Here is a 15,026-nt window from a genome sequence, read left to right as displayed (position 1 = left end):
CCCTCAAGACGGCGATCCACCGCTCTAGCATGCGACGGCACATCATCGTCAGCGGTGACGACGCGCTGGCCACGACGATCATCGACGAGCTGAACAACGCCGGCGTCAGCGTCGTCAAGCTCACCAGCCCCGCCGAGCTCGCCCACGTCGAGGCCGATCGCGCGCTCGCCGTCGTCTGCGCCGGGGACGATGATGCGATAAACCTCGAAATCGCCTTGCTGGCAAGGAAAGCCAACCCCCGGGTGCGCGTGGTCGCGCGGCTGGGCAACGACGTTCTCCGTGAAGCGGTGGCCGACGACAACGGCCCGGGGGCCATCCTCGACGTCGCCGAGCTCGCGGCGCCCTCGGTCGTCGAGGCGTGCTTGGCCCACAGCACGCACCCGTTCGAGGCGGCCGGCATCACGTTCGTCGTCTCCGACGCCGAGGCGCCCCGGGACGGAACCCTGCGCGAGATCTACGGCGATCTGGCGCCGGTGGCGGTGATTCACGGCCCCAACTCCCCCACCCCGGGCGAGGTGGCGGCCTGCCCGGGCCGTGACCTGCCGGTGCACGCCGGCGACTGGACCGCGATGATCGGCACCCCGGACGAGCTGGCCGGCCTGGGCATCAAGATCCCCCGGCCGACCCGCGTGCGCACCCGCCCGCCCCAGCTGCGGCGCGCGTTCGACGCGGTGCGGACGCTGCGCAACGACGTCAACCCGATGTTTTTCCGCGCGCTGGCCGCCGCGCTCAGCTTGCTGATCGGGTCAACGATCGTGTTGCGGTTCACCTACCAGCCCCATCCCGGGATGACGTGGGTCGATGCGCTGTACTTCAGCACCGAGACGATCGCGACCGTCGGCTACGGGGACTTCAGCTTCCTGCACCAACCGACCTGGTTGCGGCTGTTCAGCATCACGCTGATGTTCGCCGGGGTGATGACCACCGCGCTGCTGGTCGCGTTCATCGCCGACCTGCTGTTGTCGCGCCGCTTCGCCTACTCGGCCGGCCGTCGGCAGGCGCGCCACCTGCGCAACCACATCATCGTGGTCGGGCTGGGGTCGTTCGGCAGCCGCGTGGTCGCGGATCTGGTCGCGGCCGGATACGACGTGGCGGTCATCGAACGCGACGAGAACAACCGCTTCCTGTCGACCGCGGCCGACCTCGAGGTGCCCGTGGTCTTCGGTGACGCGACCCTGCCTCAGACACTGGAGTCGGCGCGGGTTGAGCACGCCCGCGCGGTCGCGGTGCTGACCCAGGACGACATGGTCAACATCGAGATCGGGATCGTCCTGCGCGAGATGCTGGGGCCCCGGGTGATGCCGGAGGTCATCCGGCCCGACGTGCCGATCGTGCTGCGGATCTTCGACCGTGCGCTGGGCGTCGCCGTGGGGCAGCGGTTCGGCTTCGAACACGTTCGCTCCACCGTCGAGTTGGCCGCGCCGTGGTTCATCGGCGCCGCCATGGGGCTGCAGGTGCTCGGGACATTCTGGGTCGGGCAGCGCTCGTTCATGGTCGGCGGCATGCACGTGGCGGCCCGCAGCGAACTGGACGGGCTGCGGATGTTCGAGCTATCGACCCACACCCGGGTCATCGCGATCACCCGGGAGGACGCGCCGGTCCAGCTACACCCGCGTCGCGATGCGCGGCTGTGCGCCGGCGATACCGTCTACCTCGTCGGCCCGTACCGCGAGCTGCTGGCGACGCTGCGCAAGGGGCAGCCGCCCCAGCAACCCGAGATCGCGGGCGAGCGCCGCCCGGCCTAGCTGCCGTTGGACTAGAGCTGGGCCGCCACGTCGGCCGCGCGGCGCAGCTGGTCGACGTCCGAACTCGTCGGGATGAGCTGGACCTCGTCGGTGCCGATGCCCTCGAACTTGCGCAGCACCGCCAGCAGTTCGTCCTCGCTGCCGGCCCAGCCGGTCATGGGCGCCATCGCGTCGACATACTCGGCCGGTATCCAGTTCATGTAGCGCCGCAGGTGGCGATGCACCTGGGCGCGGGCCTCCTCGGGCGGGCCGAACGCGAACCAGAACGACGTCACGAGATGCGGTTGCGGCCGACCGGCCTGCGCCCACGCGTCGCGCGCGACGTCGAACAGCTCGTTCTGCTTGGCGACGTCGAGGTCCAGCGTGGTGCCGGCCAGCCCGTCGGCCCACGCCGCGGCGCCGCGGATGGTCTTCGGCCCGATGCTGCCTACGAACAGCGGCGGACCGCCGGCCTGAACCGGGGGCGGGCCGACGGGCAGCACCGACTCGGTCAGCTTTTCGCCGGCCCACACCCTCCTCATCACCGCCACCCGCTCGGCCATGCCGCGCATCGTCTGCGTTGCCGGGTCGGCCCCCACCGCGTGATAGTCCTCGAGCCTGCCGCCCACGCCGATGCCGACCGTCAGCCGCCCGCCGCACAGCATGTCCCCGGTGGCCAGCGCCTTCGCCAGCATCACGGGGTCGTGCAGCTGCGGCACGATCACGGTCGTCAGCAGCCGCACCCGGTGCGTCCAGGCCGCCAGCGCACCGAGCAGCGTCAGGTTGTCCGGGTTGTCGAACGCGATCCGCTCGCCCCAGCACAGCGACGAAAACGGGCCGTCATCGATGGCGCGGGCCCAGTTTTCGAGCACCACCGCATCCAAATCCGGCTCCATTACCGGCATGGTCATCGCTATCTGCACAGACGCGATTCTGGCAGCATGGGCTGGGTGGGTTTCACCAGCACCTCGATCGCGCACGTCCGGCTGACCGTGACCGACATCGAGCGGTCCCGGCAGTTCTACGAGAGCGTCTTCGGCTGGCCGGTGTTGCTCGAGGTCCCCGAGAACGCCGACGAAGCCACCCGCAGCCAGTACGGCTTCCTGTTCGGCGGCGTCATCTACGACCTCGGCGGCACGCTGCTCGGACTGCGGCCCGTCGCAACGGACCGCTTCGACGAGGATCGCGTCGGCCTCGACCACATTGCGTTCCGGGTCGGCAGCAAGGCCGAGTTGGACGTCGCGGCCGCCCATCTCGACGAAGTCGGCGTGGGGCACGAGCCCGTCAAAGACATTGGGCCGTCCTACATCCTGGAGTTCCGCGACCCGGACAACATCGCGCTGGAGCTCACGGCGCCGAAGTAGCGCCTGGCCCTCGCGCGAGCGTGCGCAGAATGCCGGTCGCTGCGGCGTGTCGCCGGACAAACACGCACGCTCGTCGGAGGGGTAAAAGGGATTTATGGCGATCAGTTTCAACCACACCATCGTCGCCGCGCGCGACAAGCGGGAGTCCGCGGAATTTCTCGCCGAACTGTTCGGCCTGCCCAGCCCCCAACCGTTCGGCCACTTCATGGCCGTCACGCTCGAGCATGGCGTCAACCTCGACTACGCCGATGCGCCGCAGGGCGAGGAGATCCGGCGCCAGCACTACGCGTTTCTGGTTTCCGACGACGACTTCGACGCCATCTACGGCAGGATCGCCGCGCGTGGCTTGCAGCACTGGGCGGATCCTCGCCAACAACGGCCGGGCGAGATCAACCACAACCACGGGGGGCGCGGCGTCTACTTCCTGGATCCCTCCGGCCACGCCATGGAGATCCTGACCCGGCCGTACGGCTCGGACGGCTAATCGCCGCTGCGCGGTGAGCCGTGCCGCGTGTGTTCCTGGCTGCGATAGTCATCGGCCATTTGTGCGACGTGCTTGGGCAGGGCGCCGGCCGCGACGTCGGCCAGGGTCGTTTCCTCCAGGACCGAGCGCATGCTGGCCCGCAGCGCGCGCCAGACGTCGGCCAGGGGCGCGGTGGGCCCGGAATACGGCAGGTCACCCAGCCCGATGTCGCGGACGCTGGCCAGCGGGCCGTCGATGCAGCGCAAAACGTCGGCGATGCTGATCTCGCTGCCGGGGCGGGCCAGCTCGTAACCGCCCTCGCGGCCGCGATGGCTTCGCACCAGCCGGTCGGTGCGCAGGTTGGTGAGGATGTCGACGAGGAACTGCGGCGGTATGGCCTGGGCTTGGGCCAGTTCGTCGGTCGTCACCAGAGTGCCGGTGTCGACCGTCGCGAGCTGGACCATCGCCCGCACCGCGTACTCCGCTTTGGCCGACATCCGCATGTGAGGATTGTGCCACCCGGCGCCGAGACGACGATGCGGTCCGCGAGGCGGGGCGGGGCAATCTGGCGCAGTAAGGGCGCTTTAGGGGCGCAACTCCAGCAGATCGATCACCAGCTGCGCCTGCTCGTCGATGCCGCGATCCGGCGTGAGCCGCAGATCCGGGTTCTCCGGCTGCTGATACGGGCTGTCGATGCCGGTGAAGTTCGCGATCTCGCCGGCGCGCGCTTTGGCGTATAGCCCCTTGGGATCACGCTTCTCGCAGTCGTCGAGCGGGGTGTCGCAGAAGACTTCGAAAAATTCCAGCCCGCTCGTGGCGTGGACCCTGCGCGCCAGTTCGCGATGCTCGGCCAGTGGACTGATCGCCGGCACCAGCACGGTCTGGCCGGAGTCGGCAAGCAGCGCGGCCACGTGCGCCAGCCGGCGCAAGTTCTCCGCCCGGTCGGCCATGGAAAAACCCAGGTCGGCGTTCAGGCCGTGGCGCAGGTTGTCGCCGTCCAGAACGTAAGCGGGAAAACCACTTTCGAGCAGCTTTCGTTCGACCTCCATGGCCACGCTCGATTTGCCCGAGCCCGACAGCCCGGTGAACCAGATCGTCCTGCCCCGTGGGCGGGATCCCGCACCGACGAGCGACTTGTGCCGCACGGTGTTCGGGCTGGACGCCTGGGTCGAAACGTCCCGCAGCACCATGCCCGCCGCCACCGTGCCGTTGGTGTTCGGGTCGATGAGGATGAACGAGCCGGTGCTGGAGTTGCGGGTGTACTCGTCAAGCAGCAGGGGCACCTGGGTGCGCAGCGAAATGCGGCCAAGCTCGTTGAGCTGCAACGCCGTTGCGGCCTTGTCGCGGTGCAGGGTGTTGACGTCGAGCCGGTACTCCAGCGCGGTGACCCGCGCGCGCGTCGTTCGGGTGGTGTGCTTGATCAGGTAGTCACGGCCGGGTTCCAGCGCCGCACCGTCGGCCATCCAACACACGGTCGCGTCGAAATCCTGCGCAACCCTGGGCTGGTTGTGGGTGCGGGCGATCATGTCACCGCGCGAGATGTCGATCTCGTCGGCGAGGCTGATCGAGACGGCCATCGGCGGAAACGCTTCTTCCACAGGGCCGTTGGTGCCTTCGATCGCGGTGATCCGGGTGGTCTTGCCGATCGGCAGCACGACCACCTCGTCGCCGGGGCGCATCACGCCGCTGGCCACGGTGCCGGCGTAACTGCGGTGGTCCTGATGCTCGTGGGTGTGGGGCCGGATGACGTATTGCACCGGGAACCGCACGTCGACCAGGTTGCGGTCACCGGCGATGTAGACCTCTTCGAGGTGCGACAGCAGCGCCGGCCCCTCGTACCAGGGCGCGTTGTCCGACTTGGTCACCACGTTGTCGCCGTTGAGCGCCGAGATCGGAATGGTCGCCACGTCCTGGACGTCGAGCCGCGCCGCGAAGGCGTGGAACTCGTCGCGGATCCACTCGAATCTCTCTTTGTCCCAGTCGATCAGGTCCATCTTGTTGACGGCGAGCACGATGTGCTGGATGCCCAGCAGGGACGCCAGGAACGCGTGCCGGCGGGACTGCTCGAGCAGCCCGTGGCGGGCGTCGACGAGCACGATCACCAGCTGAGCGGTCGACGCGCCGGTCACCATGTTGCGGGTGTACTGGATGTGGCCGGGGGTGTCGGCGATGATGAATTTCCGCTTGGGAGTGGCGAAGTAGCGGTAGGCGACGTCGATGGTGATGCCCTGCTCCCGCTCGGCCCGCAGGCCGTCGGTGACCAGCGCCAGGTCGGTGTAGTCGTGGCCGCGCTCCTTGGACGTGCGCTCCACCGACGCCCATTGGTCCTCCATCACGGCCTTGGAGTCGTAGAGCAGCCGCCCGATCAGGGTGGACTTGCCGTCGTCGACGGAGCCCGCGGTCGCCAGCCTCAGTAACGTTGTCATCAGAAGTAGCCCTGTCGTTTCCGGTCTTCCATCCCGGCCTCCGAGATGCGGTCGTCGGCCCGGGTCGCGCCGCGCTCGGTCAGTCGGGACACCGCCGTCTCGGCGATGACCTCCGACACGGTGGAGGCCTCCGACTCCACGCACCCGGTGCAGGTGACGTCGCCGACGGTGCGGAACCGCACCGTCGCCTCGAACACCGGCTCGTCGGCGCGCGGCTGCATGTGCCGGTGCACCGCCAGCAGCATGCCGTCGCGGCTGAACACCTTGCGGCGGTGTGCAAAATAGATCGACGGCAGCTTGACCTTCTCGGCGCCGATGTAGGACCAGATGTCGAATTCGGTCCAGTTGGACAGCGGGAAGACGCGGATGTGCTCGCCCTTGTGGTGCCGGCCGTTGTAGAGGTTCCACAGCTCGGGCCGCTGGGCCTTGGGGTCCCATTGCCCGAACTCGTCACGGAAGCTGAACACCCGCTCCTTGGCCCGCGCCTTTTCCTCGTCGCGGCGCGCGCCGCCGAACGCGGCGTCGAACTTGTTCTCCCGGATGGCGCGCAGCAGCGTCACGGTCTGGATCGGATTGCGCGACGGGATGGTCTCGACGACGCGGCCCGCGTCGATGTCCTCCTGCACCGACGCCACCACCAGGCGCACCCCGGACTCGGCGACCAGTTCGTCGCGGGCGGCGATCACCTCGTCGAAGTTGTGGCCGGTGTCGACGTGCATCACCGGGAACGGCAGCCGCCCGGGACGGAACGCCTTGAGCGCCAGGTGCAGCATGACGATGGAGTCCTTGCCGCCGGAGAACAACAGCACCGGCCGCTCGAACTCGGCGGCCACCTCCCGGATGATGTGGATCGCCTCGGCCTCGAGCGAGCGCAGGTGGCTCAACTCGTACTGGCCGGCGGCGGGGGCCGCGTTCACAGCGCTGGTCATCGGCTACCTCGTCGTCTTATTCCTGATAAAGGTGATCGGATTGACCATCTTTATGGTCATTGCCGTCTATGGAACCAGCCGGCCCCGCCGGTGTCAATGCTTTGGCGCACGCGACGACCGCCCGACGCATCGCGCCACGCGGCCGGTAACCCCTTTGCGGCGACCCTCCGGTGCGACAGCATGGGCGCATGACAACTGGAACGCAGAGCGGCCGCGAAGTTATTGCGCAATTCCTCCCCCAATCGCCCTTCGTCGCGAAGCTGGGGATCGTCGCCGACGAGCTCGGCGACGACGAGGTGCGCCTGCGGCTGCCGTGGGATTCGTCCAATGTCACCGTCGGCGACGTGGTCCACGGCGGCGCCATCGCGACGCTGGCCGACCTGACCGTCATGGCGGCCGCGTGGTGCGGCGCGGACGCGCCGCCGCAACTGCGCGGGGTAACGGTGTCGATGGCGCTGGACTTCCTGGCGCCGGCGCGCGCCACCGACGTCATCGGAATCGGCCGGGTGCTGCGGCGGGGGCGGTCGCTGGTCAACTGCGAGGCCGAGATCGTCGACGCCGACGGCACGCTGGTCGCCAAGGCCCTGGCGACCTACAAGGTGGGCTGAGCCGCCGCCGAACGTGCTCTCAGGGCGAAAAAATGGCCAATTTCTCGCCCTGAGATCACGCTCGGCGAAGGGAGCAGCGCTAGCGGGTGACTTCCCTGAGCTTGCCGGTGGCGACGTCGAAGACGAAGCCGCGCAGCGACACGTGCTTGGTCACGAACGGGCTGTTCTCGATGCGACGCAGCGACTGGCGGACGTCCTCCGCCGCGTCGGGGAACGCCTCGGCGGCCCACGGCGGTTTGACGCCGATCTCGTCCTGGATGGCGCGCTTGAAATCGTCATCGGTGAACGTCAGCATCCCGCAGTCGGAATGGTGGATCAGGATGATCTCGCGGGTGCCCAGCAGCCGCTGGCTGATGGCGAGCGAGCGGATGACGTCGTCGGTGACGACGCCGCCGGCGTTGCGGATGACGTGGGCCTCCCCCTCGTTGAGCCCGAGAACGCGGTAGACGTCGAGCCGGGCGTCCATGCAGGCGACCACCGCGACGTGTTTGCTCGGCGGCATCGGCAGAGGGCCCGTGAAGCCGCTCGCGTATTTGGCGTTATTGGCCAGGTAGTCATCGGTAACCGTCACGCAAGCCTCCTGGATCGGTCAGTGCGGAGTGGATCGTAGCAACCGGCCATCCGGAGTTCACGGGTAAAAATCAGGGCGGACGTCGGGGGCCCGATGGGTGTCTTTTGTCCACCTCGCAGCGACAATCGGCGACGCTGCGCGACGGGGACCCTGCCGCTCCGCCGTCGGCTCGTTAACCTGTCCCAATGCGGAACGGGCGGGCATGATCCGGTTTCTGGCGCGCCGGGTGCTCAACTACATCGTGCTGCTGGCGCTGGCCTCGTTTCTGACCTATTGCCTGACCTCGTTGGCGTTCTCGCCGCTGGACAGCCTGTTACAGCGCAATCCACGCCCGCCGCAGGCGGTCATCGACGCCAAGGCCCACGCGCTCGGCCTGGACCAGCCGATCCCGATCCGCTACGCGCACTGGGCCTCGCACGTGGTGCGCGGCGACTTCGGCACCACCATCACCGGCCAGCCCGTCGGCACCACGCTGTGGCGCCGCGTCGGAGTGACCCTGCGGCTGCTGGTGGTCGGCTCGGTGGTGGGCACCGTGCTGGGCATCGTGGCGGGGGCCTGGGGGGCGATTCGCCAGTACCGGCTCAGTGACCGCCTCGTCACCATGCTGGCGCTGCTGGTGCTCAGCACCCCGTCGTTCGTCATCGCCAACCTGTTGATCCTCGGGGCGCTGCGGGTGAACTGGGCCACCGGCCTGCAGCTCTTCGACTACACCGGGGAGACGTCGCCGGGCGTGGACGGCGGCTGGCACGAGGTGCTCGACCGGCTGCGGCACTTGATCCTGCCCACGCTGACGCTCTCGCTGATGGCCGCCGCCGGCTACAGCCGTTACCAGCGCAACGCGATGCTCGACGTCCTCGGCCAGGACTTCATCCGCACCGCCCGCGCCAAGGGCCTCACCCGCCGGCGCGCGCTGCTCAAACACGGGCTGCGCACCGCGCTGATACCGCTGGCGACGCTGTTCGCCTACGGGGTGGCCGGGCTGGTCACCGGCGCGGTGTTCGTCGAGAAGATCTTCGGCTGGCACGGCATGGGCGAATGGCTGGTGCAGGGCATATCCACGCAGGACACCAACATCATCGCCGCCATCACCCTGTTCTCCGGCACGGTGGTGCTGCTGGCCGGCCTGCTCTCCGACGTCTTCTACGCCGCACTCGATCCTAGGGTGCGGGTGTCATGACAAGCGCTGAAACCACTGCCGCACAGGGTCTTTCGGCTCCGGAGGAGGTGGAGTTCGCCTCGCGGCGCACCCTGGTGCTGCGCAGGTTCGGCCGCAACCGGCTCGCGGTGGCGTCGCTGGCGCTGCTCGTGCTGCTGTTCGTCGGTTGCTACGCGCTGCCGTCGCTGCTGCCTTACTCCTACGACGATCTCGACTTCAGCGCGCTGCTGCAGCCGCCGAACGCCCGGCACTGGCTGGGCACCAACGCGATGGGCCAGGACCTGCTGGCGCAAATCCTGCGGGGCATGCAGAAGTCGATGCTGATCGGCGTGTGCGTGGCCTTCATCTCCACCGGGATTGCCGCCACCGTGGGTTCCATCGCCGGCTACTTCGGCGGCTGGCGCGACCGGGTGCTGATGTGGGTGGTCGACCTGCTGCTGGTGGTGCCCAGCTTCATCCTCATCGCCATCCTCACGCCGCGGGTCAAGAAGTCCTCCAGCGTCCTGCTGCTGGTGCTGCTGCTGGCCGCCTTCGGCTGGATGATCAGTTCGCGCATGGTCCGCGGCATGACCATGAGCCTGCGCGAGCGCGAATTCATCCGCGCCGCACGGTATATGGGTGTCTCCAGCCGCCGGATCATCATCGGTCACGTGGTACCCAACGTGGCCTCGATCCTGATCATCGACGCCGCGCTCAACGTCGCCTCGGCCATCCTGGCCGAAACCGGCCTGAGCTTCCTCGGTTTCGGCATCCAGCCGCCCGACGTGTCGCTGGGCACGCTGATCGCCAACGGCACCCAATCCGCGACCACATTCCCTTGGGTGTTTCTGTTTCCGGCCGGGGTTCTGGTGCTGATCCTGGTGTGCGCCAACCTGACCGGCGACGGGCTGCGTGACGCGCTCGACCCCGGCAGCGGGATGGGGCGGGGCGGCGCCCGATGAGCCCGCTGCTGGAGGTGACCGACCTGGCCGTCGACTTCCCGACCGACGGCCAGCCGGTGACAGCGGTGCGCGGCATCAGCTACCACATCGAGCCCGGCGAGGTGGTGGCCATGGTCGGCGAGTCGGGCTCCGGCAAGTCCGTGTCGGCCATGGCGGTGGTGGGGCTGCTGCCGGCATACGCGCGCGTGCGCGGCTCGGTGCGGTTGCACGGCACCGAGCTGCTGGGGCTCGACGACGATGCGATGTCGCGGCTCCGCGGCAAGGCGGTCGGCATGGTGTTCCAGGACCCGATGTCGGCGCTGACGCCGGTCTACACCGTGGGCGACCAGATCGCCGAGGCGATCGAGGTGCACCAGCCGCAGATCGGCAGGAAGGCGGCCCGCCGGCGCGCGGTGGAACTGCTTGAGCTGGTGGGCATCTCGCAGCCAGAGCGGCGCGCCCGCGCGTTTCCCCACGAGCTGTCCGGCGGCGAACGGCAGCGGGTGGTCATCGCGATCGCGATCGCCAACGACCCCGACCTGTTGATCTGCGACGAGCCGACCACCGCCCTGGACGTGACGGTGCAGGCGCAGATCCTGGAGGTGCTCAAGACCGCCCGCGACGTCACCGGCGCCGGGGTGCTCATCATCACTCACGACCTCGGCGTGGTCGCCGAGTTCGCCGACCGGGCCCTGGTGATGTACGCCGGGCGGGTCGTCGAATTCGCCGGCGTGACGGAGCTTTACCGCGTCCGCCAGATGCCCTACACGGTGGGGCTGTTGGGATCTGTGCCCCGGTTGGACGCCGCCCAGGGCACCCGGCTGGTGCCCATCCCCGGCGCGCCGCCGTCGTTGGTGGGGCTCGAGCCGGGCTGCCCGTTCGCGCCGCGCTGCCCGCTGGTGATCGACGAATGCCGCTCCGCGGAACCGGAATTGGTGGAGGTCGGCGTGGACCATCGGGCGGCCTGCATCCGCACCGACCAGGTGGGCGAGCGCAGCGCCGCGGACATCTACGGGGTCAACACCTCCGCCCGCGCGGCGGCCGTCGGAGACTCGTCCGTCGTTGTGCGGGTGCGCGACCTGGTCAAGACCTACAAGCTGACCAAGGGCGTGGTGTTGCGCCGGACCGTCGGCGAGGTCCGCGCCGTCGACGGCATCAGTTTCGAGCTGCGACAGGGCCGCACCCTGGGCATCGTCGGGGAATCCGGCTCGGGCAAGTCGACCACGCTGCACGAGATCCTGGAACTGGTTGCGCCGCAGTCGGGGTCGATCGAGGTGCTGGGCCACGACGCGGCTTCGTTGACGCCGGCGAGCCGCCGCGCGCTGCGCCGCGACATCCAGGTCGTGTTCCAGGACCCGGTCGCGTCGCTGGACCCGAGGTTGCCCGTCTTCGAGCTGCTCGCCGAACCGTTGCGGGCCAACGGCTTCGGCAAGAGTGACACCAACGCGCGGGTCGCCGAGCTGCTCGACATCGTGGGGCTGCGCCGCGCCGATGCGGCCCGCTACCCCGCCGAGTTTTCCGGCGGCCAGAAGCAGCGCATCGGCATCGCGCGGGCGCTGGCGCTGCAGCCCAAGATCCTGGCCCTCGACGAGCCGGTGTCCGCGCTCGACGTCTCGATCCAGGCCGGGATCATCAACCTGCTGCTCGACCTGCAAGAGCAGTTCGGCCTGTCGTATCTCTTTGTCTCCCATGACCTTTCCGTGGTCAAGCACCTGGCCCACCGGGTTGCGGTGATGCATGCCGGCGCCATCGTGGAGCAGGGCGACAGCGACGAGCTGTTCCGCAACCCGCAGCACGACTACACGCGCCAGCTGCTGGGAGCGGTGCCGCAACCGGATCCGGGCAAGCATGTCTAGGGCGGGATCCTTCGGCGCCGAGACTGCGCTCAGCGCGGGGTTTGGGGGCAAATCCGCGCCCTGGACGCGGGCTCGGCGGGTGCTGAGCCTGTTGGTAATCGCCGGTTTGGCGCTGACCGGCTGCTCGCCGGCCATCGACCTGGCGCCGCCGACCGGCAACAACGCCTCGATCGGCACCACCAGCGACGTCAACCCGCGGGATCCCGCGACGCTGCGCGACGGCGGAAACCTGCGGCTGGCGCTCAGCGATTTTCCGCCGAACTTCAACATCCTGAGCATCGACGGCAACTCGGCCGAGGTCGCCGGGATGATGAAGGCGACCCTGCCGCGCGCGTTCGTCATCGGGCCGGACGGGTCGACGACCGTCGACACCGACTACTTCACCAGCGTCGAGCTCACCGGGACCAACCCGCAGGTGGTCACCTACACCATCAACCCGAAAGCCGTGTGGTCCGACGGCACGCCGATCACCTGGCGCGACATCGACAGCCAGATCCGCGCCCTGTCCGGCGCCGACAAGACGTTCGAGATCGCCGGTCCCGGCGGCGCGGACCGGGTCGCTTCGGTCACCCGCGGGGAGGATGACCGGGAGGCCGTGATGACGTTCGCCAAGCCGTACGCCGAGTGGCGCGGCATGTTCGCCGGCAACGGCATGCTGCTGCCTGCCAGCATGACCGCCACGCCCGAGGTGTTCAACAAGGGCCAGCTCGACGGGCCCGGCCCGTCCGCCGGTCCGTTCGTCGTGTCGTCGTTGGACCGGACCACGCAGCGAATCGTCTTGACCCGCAACCCGAAATGGTGGGGCGCGCGGCCCCGCCTGGACAGCATCACGTACCTGGTGCTCGACGACGCGGCACGGCTGCCGGCGCTGCAGAACAACACGATCGATGCGACCGGGATCGGCACGGTGGATCAGCTGACGATCGCCCAACGCACCAAGGGCATTTCGATCCGCCGCGCGCCCGCGCCGAGCTGGTCGCACTTCACCTTCAACGGGTCCCACGGGGCGATCCTGGAGGACAGGGCGCTGCGCGTCGCCGTGTCCAAGGGCATTGACCGGCAGACCATCGCCAAGGTCGTCCAGTACGGGCTCACCGACAACCCGGTGGCGCTGGGTAACCACATCTACGTCGCCGGGCAGGAGGGCTACCAGGACAACAGCTTCATCGTCCCCTACGACCCGGCCGAGGCGAGCCGGGAATTGGACCAGTTGGGCTGGAAGCGGGGCGGCCAGTTCCGGGAGAAGGACGGCCGCCAGCTCGTCATCCGCGACTTGTTCTACGACGCGCAGGGCAGCCGCGCGTTCGCGCAGATCGCCCAGCACAGCCTCGCCCAGATCGGCGTCAAGCTCGAACTCGTCGCGAGGTCCGGCAGCGGGTTCTTCACCAACTACATCAACGTCGGCGCGTTCGACATCGCGCAGTTCGGTTGGCTGGGCGACGCGTTCCCGTTGTCGTCGCTGACGCAGATCTACCAGTCCGACGGGGCAAGCAACTTCGGCAAGATCGGCAGCCCGGAGATCGACGCCGCGATCGAGCGGACGCTCGAAGAGCTCGATCCGGCCAAGGCGCGGGCGTTGGCCAACGACCTCGACAAGCTGATCTGGGCCGAGGGGTTCAGCCTCCCGCTGACCCAATCCCCCGGTGACGTCGCGGTGCGCAGCACGCTGGCCAACTTCGGCGCGGTCGGCCTCGCCGACCTCAACTACACCGCGATCGGGTTCATGCGGAACTGAGCCGCCACCGCGACGGCATGGGCACCCGCACCGCGGGCAGGGTGCCCTCGACGATGGCGGCCACTTCGATCGCCTTCCACAGCAGGCGAATTTCGGGCCGCGGCGGGAGCGCATCCAGCGCGGGGGCCTGGGCCGCCAGCCCCTCGACCTCGCCGCGGCACACCGCGCCGGCAACGGCCAGCGCCGCGGGTTCCCGGAAGTCCAGCGCGCTGTGGGCCATGGTGGGAAGTTTCAAGAGCTCGGCACGAGGAATGAGGGACGCCACCCGCTGGGCGACCGGGGGCGGGGTGATGAGATCGCGGCCGCCGGAGATCACCGCCGTGGGCCAGTTGAAATTCGGCATCTCGGCCGGCAGGTCGTACGGCTCGTCCTCGAAGCTGACCTTTTGGGTGCGGGCTTCGCGTTCCGCGACGGCGGGGTCGAGCGGCAGGCCGTCGGGTTCGGCGGCGTAGTCGAGTTCGCGGAACGCGATGCGGCTGACCAGATCTTCCTCGTAGCGGTACGGCAGGTTGCCCAGCGTGGCGAACTGGGATACCGCCCACCACAACAACTTTCGGTTCTCCAACAGCAGGTCGAGTTGGCGGTCGAGCAGCCTGGCGCCGCCGTAGCCGTAGATCGTCGCGACGACCTGCGTGGCCGCCGCCGTCATCACCCCGGCGTCGACCAGCTTGCGGACCTTGGGCGCCAGCGGCGCCGTGTCGGGGCTGTCGCCCCGCAGCAGCAGCCGGCGGATCGCCCGTCGCACGGTCACGATGTCGTGGCGGGACAGCAGCGGTGAATCCAGCACCATTGCCCGAACCCGGCCCGGATGGCGCACGCCGAACCCGGCCGCGATGTAGGTGCCGTACGACGTCCCATAGATGACGGCGGTGTCGACGCGGGCGTCGTCGAGCACGGCCGCCACGTCGTCGACGACCTGGTTCACGGTGAGCGCGCGCGGCGGCAGGTCGGCGCCCGAATCGTCGTGACGCGACAATCCCACGCCGCGATGCTCGACCATGATGACGTCGAGGCCGGTGGCGGCCGCCCGCCGGCGCAGCCCCTTGTACATCTGCACCGACGCCACTCCCGGACCACCCGGGATGATCACCAGCGGCTGGGCGGACTTGCGGCCGCTGCGCACGTAGTAGAGATCGAACTCTTCGGAGCTACCGGGCGAGACCGGCCGACGCACCGGCCGCACACCGGGCAACGCGGCCAGCTTTTTCTGCATCCGGCGCCGTTTCGCGTTCATGGTCATAGCGATCAGTCCGCCACGCTTCCCGGTGACACCT

The 15,026-nt window shown here is 68.9% G+C and carries 14 protein-coding genes; 8 read left to right on the top strand and 6 right to left on the bottom strand.

The window, feature by feature from the left end; genetic code table 11:
• Positions 1–29: 29 nt before the first annotated feature.
• Positions 30–1,745 carry an NAD-binding protein gene (locus MTAB308_RS24270; protein ID WP_077102856.1) on the top strand — a complete coding sequence of 572 codons (1,716 nt, stop codon included), beginning with the start codon at positions 30–32 and terminating at the stop codon, positions 1,743–1,745.
• Positions 1,746–1,756: 11 nt separating this feature from the next.
• Here MTAB308_RS24270 and MTAB308_RS24265 read toward each other — a convergent pair whose 3' ends face one another.
• A complete protein-coding gene (locus MTAB308_RS24265; RefSeq protein ID WP_077102854.1) occupies positions 1,757–2,635 on the bottom strand; it encodes an LLM class flavin-dependent oxidoreductase in 879 nt (292 codons plus the stop codon).
• A gap of 39 nt (positions 2,636–2,674) precedes the next feature.
• On the opposite strand from MTAB308_RS24265, the gene MTAB308_RS24260 reads away from it, so the two are divergent.
• Positions 2,675–3,088 carry a VOC family protein gene (locus MTAB308_RS24260; RefSeq protein WP_077104742.1) on the top strand — a complete coding sequence of 138 codons (414 nt, stop codon included), beginning with the start codon at positions 2,675–2,677 and terminating at the stop codon, positions 3,086–3,088.
• Between the two features lie 94 nt (positions 3,089–3,182).
• Complete coding sequence (locus MTAB308_RS24255) at positions 3,183–3,572, top strand: VOC family protein (RefSeq protein WP_077102852.1); 390 nt, start codon at positions 3,183–3,185, stop codon at positions 3,570–3,572.
• Here the strand turns inward: MTAB308_RS24255 and MTAB308_RS24250 are convergent.
• The 3 genes from MTAB308_RS24250 to cysD form a co-directional block, all read right to left on the bottom strand.
• Positions 3,569–4,054: an Rrf2 family transcriptional regulator gene (locus MTAB308_RS24250; RefSeq protein WP_077102850.1), complete on the bottom strand. Its 486-nt coding sequence runs from the start codon at positions 4,052–4,054 to the stop codon at positions 3,569–3,571. The genes MTAB308_RS24255 and MTAB308_RS24250 overlap by 4 nt on opposite strands.
• Before the next feature lie 81 nt (positions 4,055–4,135).
• On the bottom strand, positions 4,136–5,977 hold the full coding sequence (cysC, locus tag MTAB308_RS24245; protein WP_077102849.1) for an adenylyl-sulfate kinase: 1,842 nt from the start codon (positions 5,975–5,977) through the stop codon (positions 4,136–4,138).
• Positions 5,977–6,906, bottom strand: a complete 930-nt coding sequence (gene cysD / locus MTAB308_RS24240) for a sulfate adenylyltransferase subunit CysD (protein WP_077102847.1) — start codon at positions 6,904–6,906, stop codon at positions 5,977–5,979. The genes cysC and cysD overlap by 1 nt, the downstream gene beginning before the upstream one ends.
• Before the next feature lie 188 nt (positions 6,907–7,094).
• Between cysD and MTAB308_RS24235 the strand changes: the two genes are divergently transcribed.
• Positions 7,095–7,514: a PaaI family thioesterase gene (locus MTAB308_RS24235; protein ID WP_077102845.1), complete on the top strand. Its 420-nt coding sequence runs from the start codon at positions 7,095–7,097 to the stop codon at positions 7,512–7,514.
• 79 nt (positions 7,515–7,593) lie between these two features.
• On the opposite strand, the gene MTAB308_RS24230 is transcribed toward MTAB308_RS24235, so the two are convergent.
• On the bottom strand, positions 7,594–8,085 hold the full coding sequence (locus MTAB308_RS24230) for a beta-class carbonic anhydrase (protein ID WP_077102843.1): 492 nt from the start codon (positions 8,083–8,085) through the stop codon (positions 7,594–7,596).
• A 202-nt stretch (positions 8,086–8,287) separates the two neighbouring features.
• On the opposite strand from MTAB308_RS24230, the gene MTAB308_RS24225 reads away from it, so the two are divergent.
• From MTAB308_RS24225 to MTAB308_RS24210, 4 genes are read left to right on the top strand one after another with little or no spacing between them, the layout of a single operon-like run.
• Positions 8,288–9,262 (top strand): ABC transporter permease, encoded by a 975-nt coding sequence (locus MTAB308_RS24225; RefSeq protein ID WP_077102841.1) that lies wholly within the window; start codon positions 8,288–8,290, stop codon positions 9,260–9,262.
• Complete coding sequence (locus MTAB308_RS24220) at positions 9,259–10,182, top strand: ABC transporter permease (protein ID WP_077102839.1); 924 nt, start codon at positions 9,259–9,261, stop codon at positions 10,180–10,182. The genes MTAB308_RS24225 and MTAB308_RS24220 overlap by 4 nt, the downstream gene beginning before the upstream one ends.
• Positions 10,179–12,017 (top strand): ABC transporter ATP-binding protein, encoded by a 1,839-nt coding sequence (locus MTAB308_RS24215; protein WP_077102838.1) that lies wholly within the window; start codon positions 10,179–10,181, stop codon positions 12,015–12,017. The genes MTAB308_RS24220 and MTAB308_RS24215 overlap by 4 nt, the downstream gene beginning before the upstream one ends.
• Positions 12,010–13,752: an ABC transporter family substrate-binding protein gene (locus MTAB308_RS24210; RefSeq protein WP_083746646.1), complete on the top strand. Its 1,743-nt coding sequence runs from the start codon at positions 12,010–12,012 to the stop codon at positions 13,750–13,752. The genes MTAB308_RS24215 and MTAB308_RS24210 overlap by 8 nt, the downstream gene beginning before the upstream one ends.
• On the opposite strand, the gene MTAB308_RS24205 is transcribed toward MTAB308_RS24210, so the two are convergent.
• The gene (locus MTAB308_RS24205; RefSeq protein WP_077102833.1) at positions 13,739–14,992 is read right to left on the bottom strand and encodes an alpha/beta hydrolase; all 1,254 of its coding nucleotides are present in this window, start codon (positions 14,990–14,992) and stop codon (positions 13,739–13,741) included. The two genes, MTAB308_RS24210 and MTAB308_RS24205, sit on opposite strands and share 14 nt — an antisense overlap.
• Between the last annotated feature and the right edge of the window lie 34 nt (positions 14,993–15,026).

This window comes from Mycobacterium terramassiliense (assembly GCF_900157385.1).
In the GTDB taxonomy this organism is placed as follows: Bacteria; Actinomycetota; Actinomycetes; order Mycobacteriales; family Mycobacteriaceae; genus Mycobacterium; species Mycobacterium terramassiliense.
This window is presented reverse-complemented; position numbering and strand designations above follow the sequence as displayed.